This is a genomic window from Bacteroides faecium (genome assembly GCF_012113595.1).
In the GTDB taxonomy this organism is placed as follows: Bacteria; Bacteroidota; Bacteroidia; order Bacteroidales; family Bacteroidaceae; genus Bacteroides; species Bacteroides faecium.
Window position 1 is genome coordinate 2683848 of record NZ_CP050831.1, and the last position, 16631, is coordinate 2700478.

Consider the following 16631-nt stretch of genomic DNA (forward strand, 5'->3'; position numbering starts at 1 on the left):
GCAAGCCGAACCATGTACTTGAGTTACTCAAGTCTCTTACATCATTTTATTGAGTGTGGTACTTGTTACGATCAATTCTCCTACTTGTTACAGTTAAATCTCCTACTAACTATTAAAATAGAAAAACTGCCTTCAGCCTTCAGTTCTTCAAAAAAGCCCCTTTTCATCGGTGGTTTTTGCTGAAGGCACTCCTGAAAGCGAAAGTATATAACTCCAGTTCCTTTTGCCATATTTACTTTCAACAAAGGCTCTGTTGTAACAAAACGAAGCCTGCATTTCATTGTAACAGAGCCTCTGTTTTACCCAGATACAGGCTCTGTTTTGTTCAGCCCACGTGTTGGCGTGTTCCAGCCTACGCGCAAGCAGCCATAAGCCCACATTTCACCTTGCTTTTGCCCACGTGGTGAATCTATATATCCAGCATGGTAGACATATAGATTCAGCATGGTGAGTATATATATCCACCACGCTGAATATATAGCTCTATCAGCGAGCCTGAAAAAGCTGAAACCGCTGAAAGCACTCCCCCTTGTCTACAGTACCTTCCTGCAAGGGATGATATTTTCCGGTTTCAGCCGCTATCTCCTTCCAGCAGAGCGTTTGCGGATAAAACTGGAACGGCTGAAAGCGGATTATAGCATGAAAATTCAATAAGAGGCCTTTGGCTGGTTTAGATGCAGATAGTTGGAGATTTTATTCATTTCTGTGCAAGGATGAATTGGCTCAAACTGGTACAAGGGCTTCCAACTTTTTGTTAGAATGAGAGGACGTTGATGTTAGTTACTTTTCTGTTCTATTTGGATATAATTTATATTAATTTCTTATATTTGTCCTCTATTACTTGATAAATGGAGACTAGGTTTCCTCATTTAAAGATGAGACGATAATAAAATTGAACTGTCGTATCGGGTGATTGGAAAAGTATAAAGATGGAATTATTTCTGAAAGAAAAAAATCTGATTCTTGAAAGTTGTGGCATGAAGTACAAACAGCAAACAATATAGGGCGGAATGATGAAACTCTTCACTTCTCTCTTATCCGGATTGCTCCATAAATAAATATAAGATAATTTAGGAAACGCGATGAAAACACGATTAGTCATTTTTATTGTATTAATATATTCATTAGCTGCCACTGCGGCAAATGAGCGGGATACTTATTTCTTTTCGAAGGTAGATTATCAACAAGGATTATCTAACAGTGCAGTGCTTTCTCTTTTTCAGGATAACGAAGGACTGATGTGGTTCGGCACGTATGATGGGGTGAACTGTTGGGATGGAAAAACGATGGAAGTGTTTCGTTCCGACTTTTCGGCAGATAAGACGTTAAGTAATAATGTGATTCATGCTATTTCGCAGGCGGATAGCAGTTGTCTGTGGATTTCTACTCATTTAGGTGTGAATCGCTTTTCGCAAAAGACAAAACAGATTATCGGTAGTTATGATTTGCCGAATGATTATAGCGTACATTCTAACAGCAGTGGAAATACATGGGTACTTGCCAGTAACAGAATTTACTATTATAACACGAATCATCAAAATTTTATTTTGGGACAAACTCCGGCATTGCAGGATGATATGTCACAGCGGGCATTCGTAACAGATGACGGTGCTCTTTGGCTATTTCCTTTTCATACGGGACAAATCCAAAATTACTCGCTGAACACTTTTAGTGCGGATAGTTTATCGGTAAAACTATCTGTTTCCACAACTAATTTTCATTCGAAAGCTATTGAAGATATTTTCTACCAGAATGGTGTTTTTTGCTTTATAGATTGTGACAAAGACTTATATATGTATGACATTTCACGAAAGTCTAAAATATATATTCGTAACCTTTCGTCACTGGTGCAGAAATATGGGGTGATAAAAGGGATTGTTCCTTTTTATGAAGACATCATTATAGCTTTTCGTGCCAATGGATTAATTCGTTTGCGTACGTCGAAAAAGTATGAAGAAGAGATTATCAATCGTAATGTCCGTATTTACGGACTTTACCGGGAACCGCGTCAAGGAATGCTTTGGATTGCATCAGACGGACAGGGAGCTGTGATTTATGCCAAGAAATATTCTATTACCACTAATTTGATGTTGAACCGTATGTCGACTGGGTTGAGTAGGCAGGTGCGTTCAGTGATGACAGATAAATATGGGGGATTATGGTTCGGAACGAAAGGAGACGGATTGCTACATTTGCCCGATTTTCGTAATACTACAGTGGATAAAGTTTCGGAAGCTATGGTTTATTCACCTGAGAAAAAGCAGAAAGTGTCATCCTATATTAAATGGGATCAGGAATTTCATGTATATAAATTGGTTCAGAGCCGCTATATGGACGGCTTTTGGATTGGAACAGGGAATCTGGGATTGTTCTATTATTCGTTTGAAGATGATGCTTTGCGTCAAGTCGAATATTCCTCTGGAGAGCCTGTCATTGAAATACATGGAATTTATGAAGAAAGTGACAGCGTGCTATATGCTGTTACGGCAGGGGTCGGTTTCTATAAGATAATACTTGATAAGAAGCCCGGTTCCATAACTGTCAGGCAACAGAAACGTTACCGCTTCTTTCATGAGCAACAGGAAATTACAACGTTTTATCCCATGTTGGCGGATGGCGATTCTATCTTGTGGTTGGGGAGTAGAGAGAAGGGACTTGTGCGGTTTGACAAACGGACAGAGGAGTATCGCGTTATTTCTCTGAAAGAGATGCTTCATAAATCAGTAGACGATGTGCTGAGTTTATATCGTGCGCATGATGGTAAAATGTATGTGGGGACTACTTCCGGATTGGTATGTCTCACCTTTCATGGAAAGAAAATTGAAGCTACCTATATCGGTCGGGAGCAAGGATTACTCAACGACATGATACATGGAGTGCTGGAAGACGGCAATGGTCTTTTATGGCTGGGTACCAATCGCGGACTTATCAAATACAATCCGAAAAATGGAGCTTCGCACGACTATTATTATACAGCTGGCGTACAAGTAGGAGAATTCAGTGATGACGCTTATTATCAATGTCCCTATACGGGCAGCCTTTTCTTTGGTGGGATTGACGGGCTTCTCTATTTGGATCGTAAAGTGGCGGTTGCTCCGGAGTATTATCCGGACATTCTGCTGCGTCGGTTATGGATAGGACGGCGGGAAGTGAGTCTGGGAGAGTATTATGCCGATAATGGAAAAAGTTTGCAACTGAACGGTACGCCGATTTCATTCTCTCTTTCTTTTGCCGTTCCCGATTACCTGACCGGGGAAGAGGTGGAATATTCTTTTATGTTGGAAGGGTATGACAAGCAATGGACTTCATTCAGCAGTATCAATGAAGCCTCTTATATCGAAGTACCTGCGGGCGATTATGTCTTTAAGGTCCGCTATAAGAAAGACGTATTCGATACGGAATATAAATGTTTCTCTATTCCCGTGCATATTCTCCCACCGTGGTATCAGTCGGTATGGGCTTATATATTCTATATTCTGCAGCTTGCGCTCTTTGTGGGATATCTGCTTCACTTACTGCGCAAGTATATCCTTCACGAGCGGGTATTGAAGAGGCTGCTTGCTGCGGAAAATAACAAGGAAGGGGAAGGGAGTGTTAGTTACAATCGTGATTTGCTCAACAGTTTCACTCTTATTTATCATGCTTGTGACCAGTTGCGTGCCGAAAATACTTCTTATGAACAGCACCGGAAACAGGTGGAACTGATACGTGAAACTGCTATGGCGGCTCTTTTTCGTCCAGAGACGTTACATTCTGAGAAACTTAACCAATTTTATCCTACTACTTTCGTCCTTTCAGCCCGTATGTGCATACAAGAATTGTCAATGGAAGTGCTTCGCACATTGAAGGGACAGGGTGTAGACGTTTCTCTGATACAATCTTCCATCTCGGAAAACTTTACTTTTCCAGTTTATAAGAATGCTGTGCGCTGTATCCTTTATTACTGCTATCAGTCTATTTGCCAGCAAAAACTGTCATCCACCGGAATCACGGTGAATGCGAAGGAAGAAGAAGGTAAAATGTGCATGATGTTGTCTGCAGCTGATGGAGTACTTGAGAAGTTACGTAGTCAACTGATCGGGGACGCCTGTCCTGTGTCTGACAAGAAAGATACTGATCAAGCGTTTGGTATTCAGTTGATGCTTTGTTTCGTTCAGTCTGCATTGGAGCAGCTTCATGTAACGGTTCATTATACGAACTCGGATACCGGTCATTCCTGTTTGGAGCTTGTTTTTGAACCGGTCGAACTGACGGATGAAAAAACGACGGAGAAGAAAACGATCCTGCTTCTGGAAGACCGCGATGAGATGGTCTGGTTGATAACAGGATTGTTGTCGGAAGAGTATTCCATATGTCCGGTGAAAAGTGTGCAGACGGCATTTGATGAAATCCGTCGTTCCATTCCGGCGCTTTTTTTGGTTGATATGAGTATGTACACGGATGCTGAGAGCACCTTCTTAGAGTATGTCGGTAAGAATCGTTCCTTGCTTTCAAAAACCGCCTTTGTCCCGATGCTGACTTGGAAAGCGAGTTCTGCTATCCAACGTGAATTGATTTTGTGGTCGGATTCTTATATTGTACTGCCTTATGATATTCTCTTTTTGAAAGAAGACATCCATAGAGCCATATATGGTAAGCGCGAAGCCAAACAGATTTATCTGGAAGAACTAGGGGAATTGGCACAACAGATAGTTTGTACTACCACAGAGCAGGTCGATTTTATTCGTAAACTCTTGCAAGTGATTGAACAGAATCTTGATCAGGAAGGATTAGGTTCTACGTTCATTGCTGACCGCATGGCAATGAGCCCACGCCAATTTTACCGCAAGTTTAAGGAAATCTCTTCAATGTCTCCCACTGATTTGATAAAGAATTACAGATTGGAGAAGGCAGCCCAACTGTTGAGAGAAGAAGAACTTACCATTCAGGACGTCATTTCTGATGTGGGCATATCAAGTCGGTCTTATTTTTATAAGGAATTTGCCCGCAAGTTCGGAGTGACACCAAAAGATTACCGTGAACAAGGTAAAGATGTATAATTTGTCTTGTGCTTTATCTAGTGTTCTGTTTTGTGCTCTTATTGTACATGTGTCTGTTTATTTAGTTGAAATACAGATATTTATAGAGTGCTCTCATTGACATCTATATACGTTCTCCCGCCTTTTTGATTTTACTTGCATTTTGTCACTTTTGAGGATTGATGATAAAAATAAATGGTCTTAATTTGCCTTCACTAATAGCGAATTAAACATGTTTGATAACCTTATCCACTAATTAAAAAAGCAAGTAATTATGAATTTGTACGTGAAAAAACACTATGTGAGGTCGTTATGGCTGCTACTGGCGTTGATTGTATTCAACACGACAGTTTGGGCTCAAAACACCTCGGTCACAGGGCGTGTCTCCGACGAAAAGGGAGAATTGCTCATTGGAGTAAGCGTTCAGGAAAAAGGGACTGGAAATGGTACGATTACAGATGCCAACGGACAGTACAATCTTAAATTATCTTCTAAAAATCCCGTGTTATTAGTCTCCTATATAGGATATAAACCACAGGAAGTAAAAGTGAACAAACGAGTGCTGGATATCATTCTGGCGGAAGAAGTCTCCGCTTTGGATGAAGTGACGGTAGTCGCCTACGGTAGCCAGCGCAAAGTATCTGTAGTGGGAGCTCAGTCTACTATGGATATGGATGCCATCAAGATGCCTACCGCTAATCTGTCCGCCTCTATCGCCGGACGTTTGCCGGGACTGGTAGCCGTGCAGCGTACGGGAGAGCCGGGGCATGATGATGCCGACATCTGGATTCGTGGTATATCCACGTTTTCAGGGCAAAACTCCAACCCGCTCGTCTTGGTAGATGGGGTGGAACGTGACTTCAACAATATTGATCCCAATGATATTGAATCCTTTACGGTTTTGAAAGACGCTTCCGCAACAGCAGTTTACGGTGTACGAGGTGCGAATGGTGTAATCTTGATAAAGACAAAGCCCGGTAAGGTAGGCAAACCTCAATTTACGGTGGATTATTATGAAAGTTTCGTTACATTGACCCGAAAACCCAAATTGGCAGATGCTTATACATATATGGATGCTGTCAACGAAGCATATATGAACTCGAAAAATCAGTTGCTATATACTCCGCAATATATCGAAGCAACCAAAAAAGCGAATGGCGTACTGCCCAATGACAATCCGCAGATGTACAACCCTTATCTTTATCCGGCAGTAGACTGGATGAGCGAGCTATTTCGTGATTGGGGACACAATCGCCGGGCTAATGTCAGTGTACGTGGCGGTGTGCCGAACGCTTCCTATTATGTGTCTTTGAGTTATTACAATGAAAGTGGTCTGACACGTTCGACGCAGATGGAGAACTATGACGCTGACATTCGTTACAACCGTTATAACTATACAGCGAACCTGAATTTGAAACCGACCGAAACAACCACTATCGATTTAGGTTTCAGCGGTTATCTTTCTTCCGGCAATTATCCGGAGATTTCTACCAATGATTTGTTTTCCGGAGCAATAGCCATCAACCCGGTTCACTACCCGCTGATGATGCCGGATGGAACGGTATCTGGTATTTCCGGCAACGGTTCCCAGCGTAATCCTTATGCGGATCTGGCTCGTCGCGGTTATACTAATGAATCAAATAATCAGTTGAATTCGAACATACGGGTCACTCAAGACTTAGGTTTCTGGAAATGGAGCAAAGGGTTTTGTGTATCTGCCATGGTTGCTTTTGACGTGCGCAATGAACGTTCCCTAAAATATAAGAAGTGGGAAGATACCTATTATTTCAGCGGAAGCAAAGACCCGGTGACCGGGTTGTGGAATGATGACGTGTACAATGCCGACGGCACTTTCAAGACCTATCGCACGCACGAAGGAAACAATGAACTCTCTTTTGATACGGAAGGGACAAACAAACGCAGCACCTATTTTGAAGCGTCTTTGAACTATGACCGTTCTTTCGGCAAGCACCGTTTAGGTGGATTGGTTCTTTATAACCAAAAGGAAGCGCGTTATGTATATGATGATAGCGATGAAAGAGACAAATCTTCCAAAGATAGAATCATCGGTTCCTTACCATACAAGCAGCAAGGCATTGCCATGCGTCTGACGTATTCCTGGAACGACCGTTATTTTCTGGAAGCCAATGCCGGATATAATGGCTCTGAAAACTTCAGTCCTAACAAACGCTTCGGCTTTTTTCCCGCTGTCGGTTTAGGATGGGCGGTATCTAATGAAACATTTTGGGAACCTCTGCAAAAATATATCTCTTTCTTCAAGATTCGCTATACGGACGGACTTGTAGGTACGGATGCCGTTACCAACCGTCGCTTCATGTATATGGAAATGATGGCTTCCAATGACGGTTATCGTTTCGGTACGGACAATGTTTGGGTAGGTGGCTACGGAGTAACCAAATATGGAGTGAACGTTGGATGGTCTACTTCCCACAAGCAGGATTTAGGCTTTGACTTGAAGTTCCTTAATAACAACCTTTCCGTATCGGTAGACCTGTTCAAGGAACATCGTAAAGACATCTTCCTGAAACGTTCTAATCTTCCGGATTATACGGGATTTGTGGAGATGCCTTATGGTAACTTAGGTGTTGTGGACAATAAAGGAGTGGAAGCCATGTTGGAATGGAATCAGCCGATAGGCAAGAATATTAACTTGACAGTACGCGGAAATATCGCTTACAATGAAGATAAGATAGTGGAAGATCATAGTCCGGCTGTGAGATACCCGTGGCTGGAGACTCGCGGAACGAATGTCAATGCCCGTTGGGGATGGATTGCCGAGGGATTGTTTACCAGTGAGGAAGAGATAATGGATCATTCCAAACAATTTGGTGAGTTATATCCAGGACAAGTTTCCCGCGTAGGTGACATCAAATATAAGGATTTGAATGGAGATGGTACAATAGATGATAATGATAGATGCGTGATTGGTCAAGGTGATGTGCCAAAGTTGTATTATGGTTTCGGATTTGACTTGCAGATAAGTAATTTCTCTATCGGGCTTCTTTTTGCCGGGAATGCAAAAGCTGACCGTTGTTTGAGCGGCAGTGGTGTGAATCCGTTCTCCGATTCATCCGGTCTTTCCAACCTCTATTCTAACATCACCGACAGATGGTCTGAAGATGATCCGACCAATGAGAATGTATTTTATCCCCGTCTCTATTACGGATCAAGCGATAATGCACAGAATACGAAGACCAGCACATGGTGGCAGAAAGACGTTAGTTTCCTGCGTTTGAAACAACTGAACATCTCTTATTCCTTGCCGAAGAAACTTTTGAGTGGCACTTTCTTGAATAGTGCCAGTGTTTATCTGATGGGAACGAATCTGTTGACTTTCTCCAAGTTCAAACTTTGGGATCCGGAACTAAATACGAATGACGGTACGCGTTATCCTAATTCCCGCACATTCTCAGTTGGGGTAAACGTAAGTTTTTAATCTAATAATTAGCAATGAGTATGAAAAATATAGTAAAGATAGGAGCATTGGCACTGGCGCTGACATTCGGTTTCAGTTCATGCAACGATTATTTCGATTCGATACCGGGAGAGTGGTATGATATGGATAAAACCTTCAGCAACCGCTCGAAGGCGATAGAATTTCTGAATAATGTATATAGTTATGTGCCGAACGAGAACAATGAACGTTTCATGGTTCCGAACGGAGCTCCCTGGAGTGCAGGTTCGTTGGAAGCCGATTTCTCGTGGAGCTGGCACAACACGAATGAGTGGACAGCAGGAAGGACATACGCTTCTTCCAGTTGGATTAATTACTACTTTATTGAATATTATAAAGGTATTGCCAAAGCTAGCACCTTTATTCAGAATATTGACAAGTGCACTGAGGCTTCCGAAGGCGAACGTACTGTATGGAAAGCGGAAGCGCGCGCCTTGCGGGCTATCTATTACTTCTGGATTTTCCGCTCTTATGGTCCTGCCATTCTTTTGGGCGAAGAACCTTTAGACGTTAACGCTCCATTGGACGACTTGCTGAAAGAACGTAATTCTGTGGACGAATACATCAGCTATATTGCCGATGAGTTGGAAAAGGCAGGTGCTGATTTGCCTGAGAAGTACAATGGCTCTAATCTGGGACATATGGATAGAGGAATCTGCATGGCTATGAGAGCGAATGCACTGTTGTATGCTGCAAGTCCGTTGTTCAATTGTAATCCTGACTATGCGGAGATTAAGAATCATGACGGAAAACAACTTTACCCTCAGGATAAAGAGAACGAACAAAAGAGATGGGATGACGCACGCGAGGCTTATAAGAACTTCTTTACGGACTTTGTGGATAAAGGAATTTATGAGCTTTATACAGTAAAGAATAATGGTAATGTCGATTATTACGAATCTTATCGTCAGGTGACTTCCGGCATGAACTACGGTGATGAAAACAAAGAGCAGATTTTGGTGAAGGTAGAGGATTACGGTACCGACAACTTTGAAATTACTCCTTATCATGCGGGTGAAGCCAGTGATTTGAGAGGCGGACAAGGATTTGCTGCTACACAGGAAATGGTCGATTTGTTCTTTATGAAAGACGGCTATCGTATCGAAGACAACGAAGCGAACTATGAAGAATATACCGGTATTCCTTCTTCCGACTATTACGGCGGGGAAGAATACAAGAACGAAAACTCTAATGTCGTTTGCTTTGAAAAGAATACTAACATGACGTTGAAGCAGTGGGCAAACCGTGACCCTCGTTTCTATGTGTGCATCACATTCAACGGTGCCAGATGGGTACGTCCGAGAAGTGACGGCTCCTGGATAACGACAGAGTGGTACAAAAATGGCAACTCCGGACTGGCGAAAGCTACGTTGGATATTCCTTATACAGGTTATGGTGTTCGTAAGAGAGCTCCTATCAATGGAGTATGGTCAGGCAAGCAAACAGCTATCCTGCTTCGTCTGGCAGACATGTATCTGGGATACGCTGAAACCCTGAGTGCCTGTGGCGAATACGGAAAGGCATTGGAACTGGTGAACAAAGTCCGTGAACGTGTAGGGTTGAAAGGATATGGTAGCAATGCCGGACAAATAGCTTGTCCATTGAATCGCACGGATGTGGATAAACGTATTCGTCGTGAACGTTTGGTAGAGTTGGCATTTGAACGGAAACACTTCTTTGATGTACGTCGGTGGAAAGTAGCGGACATGGGTAATGGTGACGGATGGATTTATCCTTCTTATCACAAAGGTGGTGAAGGCGGTGAAATTCACGGCTTGAATTATACAAAGGACCTTCCTGAATTTTTCGAGAAAGTGGCGACAGAACTGCGGGTATTCGATAAAAAGCATTATCTGTTTCCCATACCAGATAAGGATATGCGCCGTAATCCGAAAATGGTGCAGAATTATGGTTGGTTAGTTGAACAATAAACAAACAAGAAGAGACTATGATGAATAAATTACAATTAGAGTCAGGCATATTGAAGAAAGTGTTTTTAGGATTGGTCGTATCACTTGCCGTTGGATTGGGCAGTTGCTCGGGCGATGATGACGAAACACCGGGTGGGGGAGAGTCTTCCCCCTACTGGACGCTGGGAAACGGCAACGCGAATATGCCTTCGAGCGGCACGATTATTGCCCAGTATTCCGATGCTCCGGCAGGTTCTGATATCGGAAAACTGGTGGATAATGACGTGAATACAAAATATATTACCTATCATGATAAGTTCGATATCAACTGGAATGGAAACAGCAATGTAGTGGTACTTACTTATTCGTTGACTTCCGCTGACAACCAGCCGGAAATGGATCCTAAATCATGGACTTTATACGGTTCGCTCGATAATAAAACGTGGAAGACGATTGATAAACAGACTAACCGGGTCTTTTCTGACAGAAAAGAAACAAAGACCTTTGAGCTTGATAATGCCATTTCTTACCGCTACTATAAGCTTTCCATTACCGAAAACAACGGTGGAAGTGCCACGCAGATAGCCGAATGGGTACTTTCCGCAGCTACCTTCGACGGGAACATAGATGATTTGATGGCTTTCTCAACGGGCAACACCTACTCTCCGGAAACTCCTATGGGAACGATACATTTGGGTGGCTTTACAGCGTCTGCCGCTGATTTGGAGTGGTTGAAAGATCCTGCCAAAGAACCGAATACTTTCGACGGACTTTCCTGGGCTACTTTCCAGGTCGGTTCACTCTATCCTTTCGGCGACCCGCAGCCGGCAGATGTCAACCAACATTCTATCGGTGACTGTTGCGCTTGTGCGGTGATGGCTTCTATCGCTTATCTTTTCCCGAAATACATCAAGAAGATGGTGAAGGAAAACGGGAATAACACATTTACGGTTACTTTGTTTGACCCGAAGGGAAAAGCGGTGGAGATAGGAGTGAGCAACTATTTCGTAAAGGATGATGACGGCAACATTGGTGCGGTTTCCGGAAAGAATAATAAAGTCACTTGGGCTACTGTGGTTGAGAAGGCAGTGATTAAGTGGAAGCAGATCTATGGTGGAACATCGGATATTAATGGAATCGCAAGTGAATATGTTTCTGCCATCCTCACCGGAAGCGGCAATAGCTTCGCTTTCTCTCCCAATAAATTGTCTGTTAACGAACTCAAACGTGCCGCAATGGTATCTTTGCAACAGCGTAAGATTGTGGTTGGCGGATTTACGACGAGTGACCTGCCGATAGGTAACTTCAAGTCGGTGAGTCTTCATGCTTATAGTTTCTATCCTGCGGCGGATGATAATTCATTGTTCATAATGCGTAATCCGTGGGGACTTTTACCATTGGTTGCCGGTGGATACAGCGACGGAAAAGAAGACGGACTGCTGGAAATTAAAAACGATAAGGTGATTCCACCTGTCATCGACCTTCGTATTATAGATGCGGGAGCTGCGGCAGGATATGCGATAAAAGGGAATCTTGAACCCTATACGCCACCTTCTTATGCCCTTTCTCCGATGCGTATCGCCAGCAGTGTGCTGAATGTGGGGAGATGATGACTTTGAATATTATTCTTAATTAAAATATTTCTAATCATGAAAAAACTTACTTATATATTACTGACATTATGCCTGACGCTTTACAGTTGTGGCATGACAGATGTCTGGAAAGAATGGGAGAACGAAGGAAATATGAGCTCTGACAGGCTGAAACCTTCGGAAGTAAAGAAAGCGTTGTGTGCTGCCGAAGGCTGGAAGATAAATTATCAGGGACACATCTGCTATTTCCAGTTTGACGAAAACGGTACCGTGGTGACCAATACGGATAAGAGTATTCTGGAAGATAAGGTGGAGAGTGATTATTATCTGGATTTTGACGGTGAAAAGGTGGTTGTTCTTACGATGAGCGGTGCGTTGAAGTATCTGCCCGGTAATCCGGAAGAGACATTTGAAATAACGCAAACTTCTGGACAGGAGATTGTCATGGCGGAACGTTCCAGTGCCCGGGAAGTGAGCTTTGTCTCGGTCACAACAACGGAGCTGAAAGCAAATGAGAATGATAAAGCGGACGCTCTAATTTTGAAAAAGCAACTTGAAGAACTGTCAAAGAACGGTACCGGAGTGTTTCGTAACGGTGAAGGACGATTTGTTATCCATTATGCGATTTCAAGAAACGAAAATGGTAGTGGAAGTATCCGCTTCAGCCGTTTGAATCAGAGAGTATTGGAGCATCAGGATATAGCATTGAGTTGGAAAATTGATGATGAACTGGTAACCTTTACGTTGGGTGAGTCGGTTGAGATTGATGGAAATTTGTTGCAACATCTATACTATAATTTCACAACTCATGCAATGACGAGTGATTGTACGTTGCCGTTAGACTCCAATAAGGACATTGTAAAATATTACACAGGTTCTTCTTGGAAGAAACATAAGATAACCAATTACTACAGTCATGGTGATGCAAAAGAGGAACTTTGGCAAGAATTGGGATGGAAAGGTGTAGGTGATATCGAACTGGATGATCGTCCCGAAAGATATTTTGTTCTTTGTCCCGGCCCGCAAGAAGAGTTGATATGGTATATTTTATACCCTACAAACTGGACGGTAGGAGATGATGCAGACCGCATTTATTTCAACAGCGGACAACCGACACAGCCGTTTGGAAGCCATGATTCGGAAGATGTAAATAGGGCAAATGCGAATTTGGCTAAGTTCTTTACAGCTTTCTATGATGAGGATGGTTTTTATATGATACAGGATATGGTACAGGGCAAGGTACATGGCGAGGATAGGATGATATCTTATATTTATTTCTTGAGCCCGACAAATGATAATTGGTTTATGGTAGATGATAAACCATAAAGAATAGATTATAAATCAGGGCTTATTAGTCCGGCTTTTGCTTCTTTCTACGATGGGTAGAAGACAAAGTAGTGAAAGCCGGATTATGGTTATCAGCATACTGTCCTTTCATTTTGAAGTAATATTAATCCCTTAACTCGTAAACCATGAACAACATAAAAATACTGTCACTCGGAGCAGCTTTGCTGATAGGAACTTCATTTCTTTTCGCACAGGTACAACCAGCAGATTATGTCAATCCGATTATCGGCACAAATGGTATGGGACATACCTTTCCCGGTGCTTGCACACCTTTCGGGTGGGTACAATTAAGTCCGGACACAGACACAATTCCACATAATATAAATGGCGCCTATCAAAAAAATGCTTATGAGTATTGCGCCGGATACCAATATCGTGACAAGACCATTGTCGGTTTTAGCCACACCCATCTCAGCGGAACAGGACACTCGGACTTGGGCGACATCTTATTGATGCCCGCCGTAGGCGAACTAAAACTGAATCCCGGCAGGGCGGAAAATCCCAATGAAGGATACCGTTCCCGTTTTAGTCACGCTACGGAGAAGGCTACTCCCGGATATTATGAAGTAATGCTGGATGATTACAGGATTAAAGCGCAACTGACCGCTACACAACGGACAGGAATACATAAATATACTTTCCCGAAAGGCGAAAACGGCCATTTGATTCTGGATTTGGCACATGGCATTTACAATTATGACGGTAAGGTGCTTTGGGCAAACCTGCGTGTAGAGAATGACACGTTATTGACCGGTTATCGCATCACGAACGGGTGGGCGAGAACAAACTATACATACTTTGCTATTTCCCTGTCGCAACCTATTAAGGACTATGGCTATAAAGACAAGGAAAAAGTTCTCTACAACGGCTTCTGGCGTCGCTTCAACCTGGAGACGAATTTCCCGGAGATTACCGGACGTAAGATTGTGGCTTACTTCAATTTCGACACGGCTGACGAACCGGAACTGATAGTGAAAGTAGCTCTTTCAGCAGTCAGCACCGAAGGAGCCATCCGTAATCTTTGTGCCGAAGCATCCGGGAAGAGTTTTGAACAACTGGCAGAAGCTGCCCGTACAGACTGGAACAATGAACTTGACCATTTTGAGATAGAAGGGACTGCCGACCAGAAAGCCATGTTCTACACCTCGCTTTATCATACAATGATTAATCCGTCGGTATATATGGACGTAGACGGACAATACCGTGGTTTAGACCATAATATCCATCAAGCAAAGGGATTTACTAATTATACGATATTCTCACTTTGGGATACTTATCGGGCTGAACACCCATTCCTGAACTTGGTGAAACCGGAACGTAATGCGGATATGGTGGAATCAATGATAAAGCATGAACAGCAGAGCGTACACGGAATGTTGCCCGTATGGAGCCTGATGGGAAATGAGAACTGGTGCATGAGCGGCTATCATGCCGTTTCTGTGTTGGCGGACGCGATAACCAAAGGCGTCTTTCCCAATACGCAAGAAGCTTTGGATGCAATGGTCAGTACTTCTACTGTACCTTATTATGAAGGTGTGGCGGATTATATGAAACTGGGCTACATTCCGCTGGACAAGAGCGGAACAGCCGCTTCGTCCACACTGGAGTATGCGTATGATGACTGGACTATCTATCAGATAGCCTTGAAATCCGGTAAGAAGGAGATTGTGGAAACATACCGGAAACGTGCCTTGAATTACCGGAACATCTATGACACAGCAATCGGTTTTGCCCGTCCCCGTTATAGCGACGGTTCGTTCAAGAAAGAGTTTGATGTGTTGGAGACGTATGGTGAAGGTTTTATCGAGGGAAACTCATGGAATTTCTCTTTCCACGTGCCGCACGACGTTTTCGGTATGATGGACTTGATGGGGGGAGAGAAAGCGTTTGTAGACAAACTGGACAAACTGTTTTCCATGCATCTGCCGGAGAAATATTATGAACACAACGAAGATATAACGGAAGAATGTCTGGTAGGCGGATATGTGCATGGCAACGAACCAAGCCATCATATTCCCTATCTTTACGCTTGGACTTCCCAGCCGTGGAAAACCCAATATTGGCTACGCGAAATCCTGAATAAGATGTACCGGAATGACATCAACGGACTGGGCGGAAATGATGACTGCGGACAGATGTCGGCATGGTATCTTTTCTCCGTGATGGGCTTCTATCCGGTTTGTCCGGGGACAGACCAGTATGTGCTCGGAGCGCCGTACCTGCCTTATCTGAAGTTGAAACTTCCCAATGGGAAGACTTTGGAAATCAAAGCGCCGGATGTAAGTGACAAAAAGCGTTATGTGCAGTCGCTGAAACTGAACGGGAAGCTGTATGATAAGATGTATATCACACACGAAGATATACTCAAGGGTGGCGTACTGGAATTTAAGATGGCGGCATCACCGAGCAAACACCGTGGCGTGGCAGCAAAGGACAAACCTTATTCGTTGACAGATGGAATCACTAAATAATCAGAAGAAAAACATGAAAAAGAGACATTTGATTTATGTTGCCTGCCTGTCGGTGGGCATGGGAGCCTGCTCTTCAATCTTGAATAATCAGAATGAAGTTGCAGATGATGCGTGGAATCAGTATAATGTAGGAACCGTCATATTCGAAGATAAAGCGCCCGAAACGAAAGGTTCGGACATCTACCACCGGATTATTCCCGACGCGGAATCCTATATAAAGGAACAGGCTCGTACGGTATTGGCTACACTTTATAAATCACCGGAAGACAGTATCGTCCCGGTTGATAAAATCCACTATACGTTGGAAGATATTGAAGGAATTTCTGCCAAAGGCGGTGGTGATGGCGAAGTTACCATCTTTTACAGTACCCGCCACATTGAGAAATCGTTTGCGGAAAATGATACGGCAAAGCTGTTTTTTGAGACGCGCGGAGTGTTGTTGCATGAATTGACACACGCCTATCAATTGGAACCGCAGGGAGTCGGCTCTTACGGAACCAACCGCGTGTTCTGGGCATTTATCGAAGGTATGGCGGATGCCGTGCGTGTGGCAAACGGTGGTTTTGACGGTCCGAATGCCCGTCCGAAAGGTGGAAACTACATGGACGGGTATCGTACGGCAGGCTATTTCTTTGTCTGGCTGCGTGACAATAAAGATCCGGAATTTCTGCGTAAATTCAACCGGAGTGCCTTGGAAGTGATTCCCTGGTCGTTCGATGGGGCTATAAAACATATCTTGGGAGCGGAATATGGCATTGACGAACTATGGCATGAATACCAGGTTGCCGTGGGAGATATACAAGCATAATAATATGAAC

General features: G+C 43.3%; 8 protein-coding genes. All 8 read left to right on the forward strand.

The genetic code is table 11. The annotated features are described in order from the left end of the window. Positions 1-444: 444 nt before the first annotated feature. The 8 genes from BacF7301_RS09605 to BacF7301_RS09640 all read left to right on the forward strand — a co-directional run bounded on the left by BacF7301_RS09605 (position 445) and on the right by BacF7301_RS09640 (position 16621). Positions 445-654, forward strand: a complete 210-nt coding sequence (locus tag BacF7301_RS09605) for a hypothetical protein (RefSeq protein ID WP_167962271.1) — start codon at positions 445-447, stop codon at positions 652-654. Between the two features lie 428 nt (positions 655-1082). Next, positions 1083-5039, forward strand: a complete 3957-nt coding sequence (locus tag BacF7301_RS09610; RefSeq protein WP_167962273.1) for a helix-turn-helix domain-containing protein — start codon at positions 1083-1085, stop codon at positions 5037-5039. A 253-nt stretch (positions 5040-5292) separates the two neighbouring features. Continuing rightward, the gene (locus tag BacF7301_RS09615) at positions 5293-8475 is read left to right on the forward strand and encodes a SusC/RagA family TonB-linked outer membrane protein (protein WP_167962275.1); all 3183 of its coding nucleotides are present in this window, start codon (positions 5293-5295) and stop codon (positions 8473-8475) included. 20 nt (positions 8476-8495) lie between these two features. Continuing rightward, positions 8496-10424: a RagB/SusD family nutrient uptake outer membrane protein gene (locus BacF7301_RS09620; RefSeq protein ID WP_167962277.1), complete on the forward strand. Its 1929-nt coding sequence runs from the start codon at positions 8496-8498 to the stop codon at positions 10422-10424. A 17-nt stretch (positions 10425-10441) separates the two neighbouring features. Next, positions 10442-12013, forward strand: coding sequence for a C2 family cysteine protease (locus BacF7301_RS09625; RefSeq protein ID WP_167962279.1), 1572 nt, complete (start codon positions 10442-10444; stop codon positions 12011-12013). Between the two features lie 39 nt (positions 12014-12052). Continuing rightward, complete coding sequence (locus BacF7301_RS09630; RefSeq protein ID WP_167962281.1) at positions 12053-13321, forward strand: hypothetical protein; 1269 nt, start codon at positions 12053-12055, stop codon at positions 13319-13321. A gap of 146 nt (positions 13322-13467) precedes the next feature. After that, positions 13468-15813 carry a GH92 family glycosyl hydrolase gene (locus BacF7301_RS09635; RefSeq protein WP_167962283.1) on the forward strand — a complete coding sequence of 782 codons (2346 nt, stop codon included), beginning with the start codon at positions 13468-13470 and terminating at the stop codon, positions 15811-15813. Positions 15814-15826: 13 nt separating this feature from the next. Then, positions 15827-16621, forward strand: a complete 795-nt coding sequence (locus tag BacF7301_RS09640; protein ID WP_167962285.1) for a basic secretory family protein — start codon at positions 15827-15829, stop codon at positions 16619-16621. Positions 16622-16631 lie beyond the last annotated feature (10 nt).

What these genes read in the sequence shown, in the direction of transcription:
- BacF7301_RS09615 (WP_167962275.1), top strand. Translation starts at nt 5,293, where the DNA reads ATGAATTTGTACGTGAAAAAACACTATGTGAGGTCGTTATGGCTGCTA.
- BacF7301_RS09625 (WP_167962279.1), top strand. Translation starts at nt 10,442, where the DNA reads ATGATGAATAAATTACAATTAGAGTCAGGCATATTGAAGAAAGTGTTT.
- BacF7301_RS09605 (WP_167962271.1), top strand. Translation starts at nt 445, where the DNA reads ATGGTGAGTATATATATCCACCACGCTGAATATATAGCTCTATCAGCG.
- BacF7301_RS09635 (WP_167962283.1), top strand. Translation starts at nt 13,468, where the DNA reads ATGAACAACATAAAAATACTGTCACTCGGAGCAGCTTTGCTGATAGGA.
- BacF7301_RS09610 (WP_167962273.1), top strand. Translation starts at nt 1,083, where the DNA reads ATGAAAACACGATTAGTCATTTTTATTGTATTAATATATTCATTAGCT.
- BacF7301_RS09630 (WP_167962281.1), top strand. Translation starts at nt 12,053, where the DNA reads ATGAAAAAACTTACTTATATATTACTGACATTATGCCTGACGCTTTAC.
- BacF7301_RS09620 (WP_167962277.1), top strand. Translation starts at nt 8,496, where the DNA reads ATGAAAAATATAGTAAAGATAGGAGCATTGGCACTGGCGCTGACATTC.
- BacF7301_RS09640 (WP_167962285.1), top strand. Translation starts at nt 15,827, where the DNA reads ATGAAAAAGAGACATTTGATTTATGTTGCCTGCCTGTCGGTGGGCATG.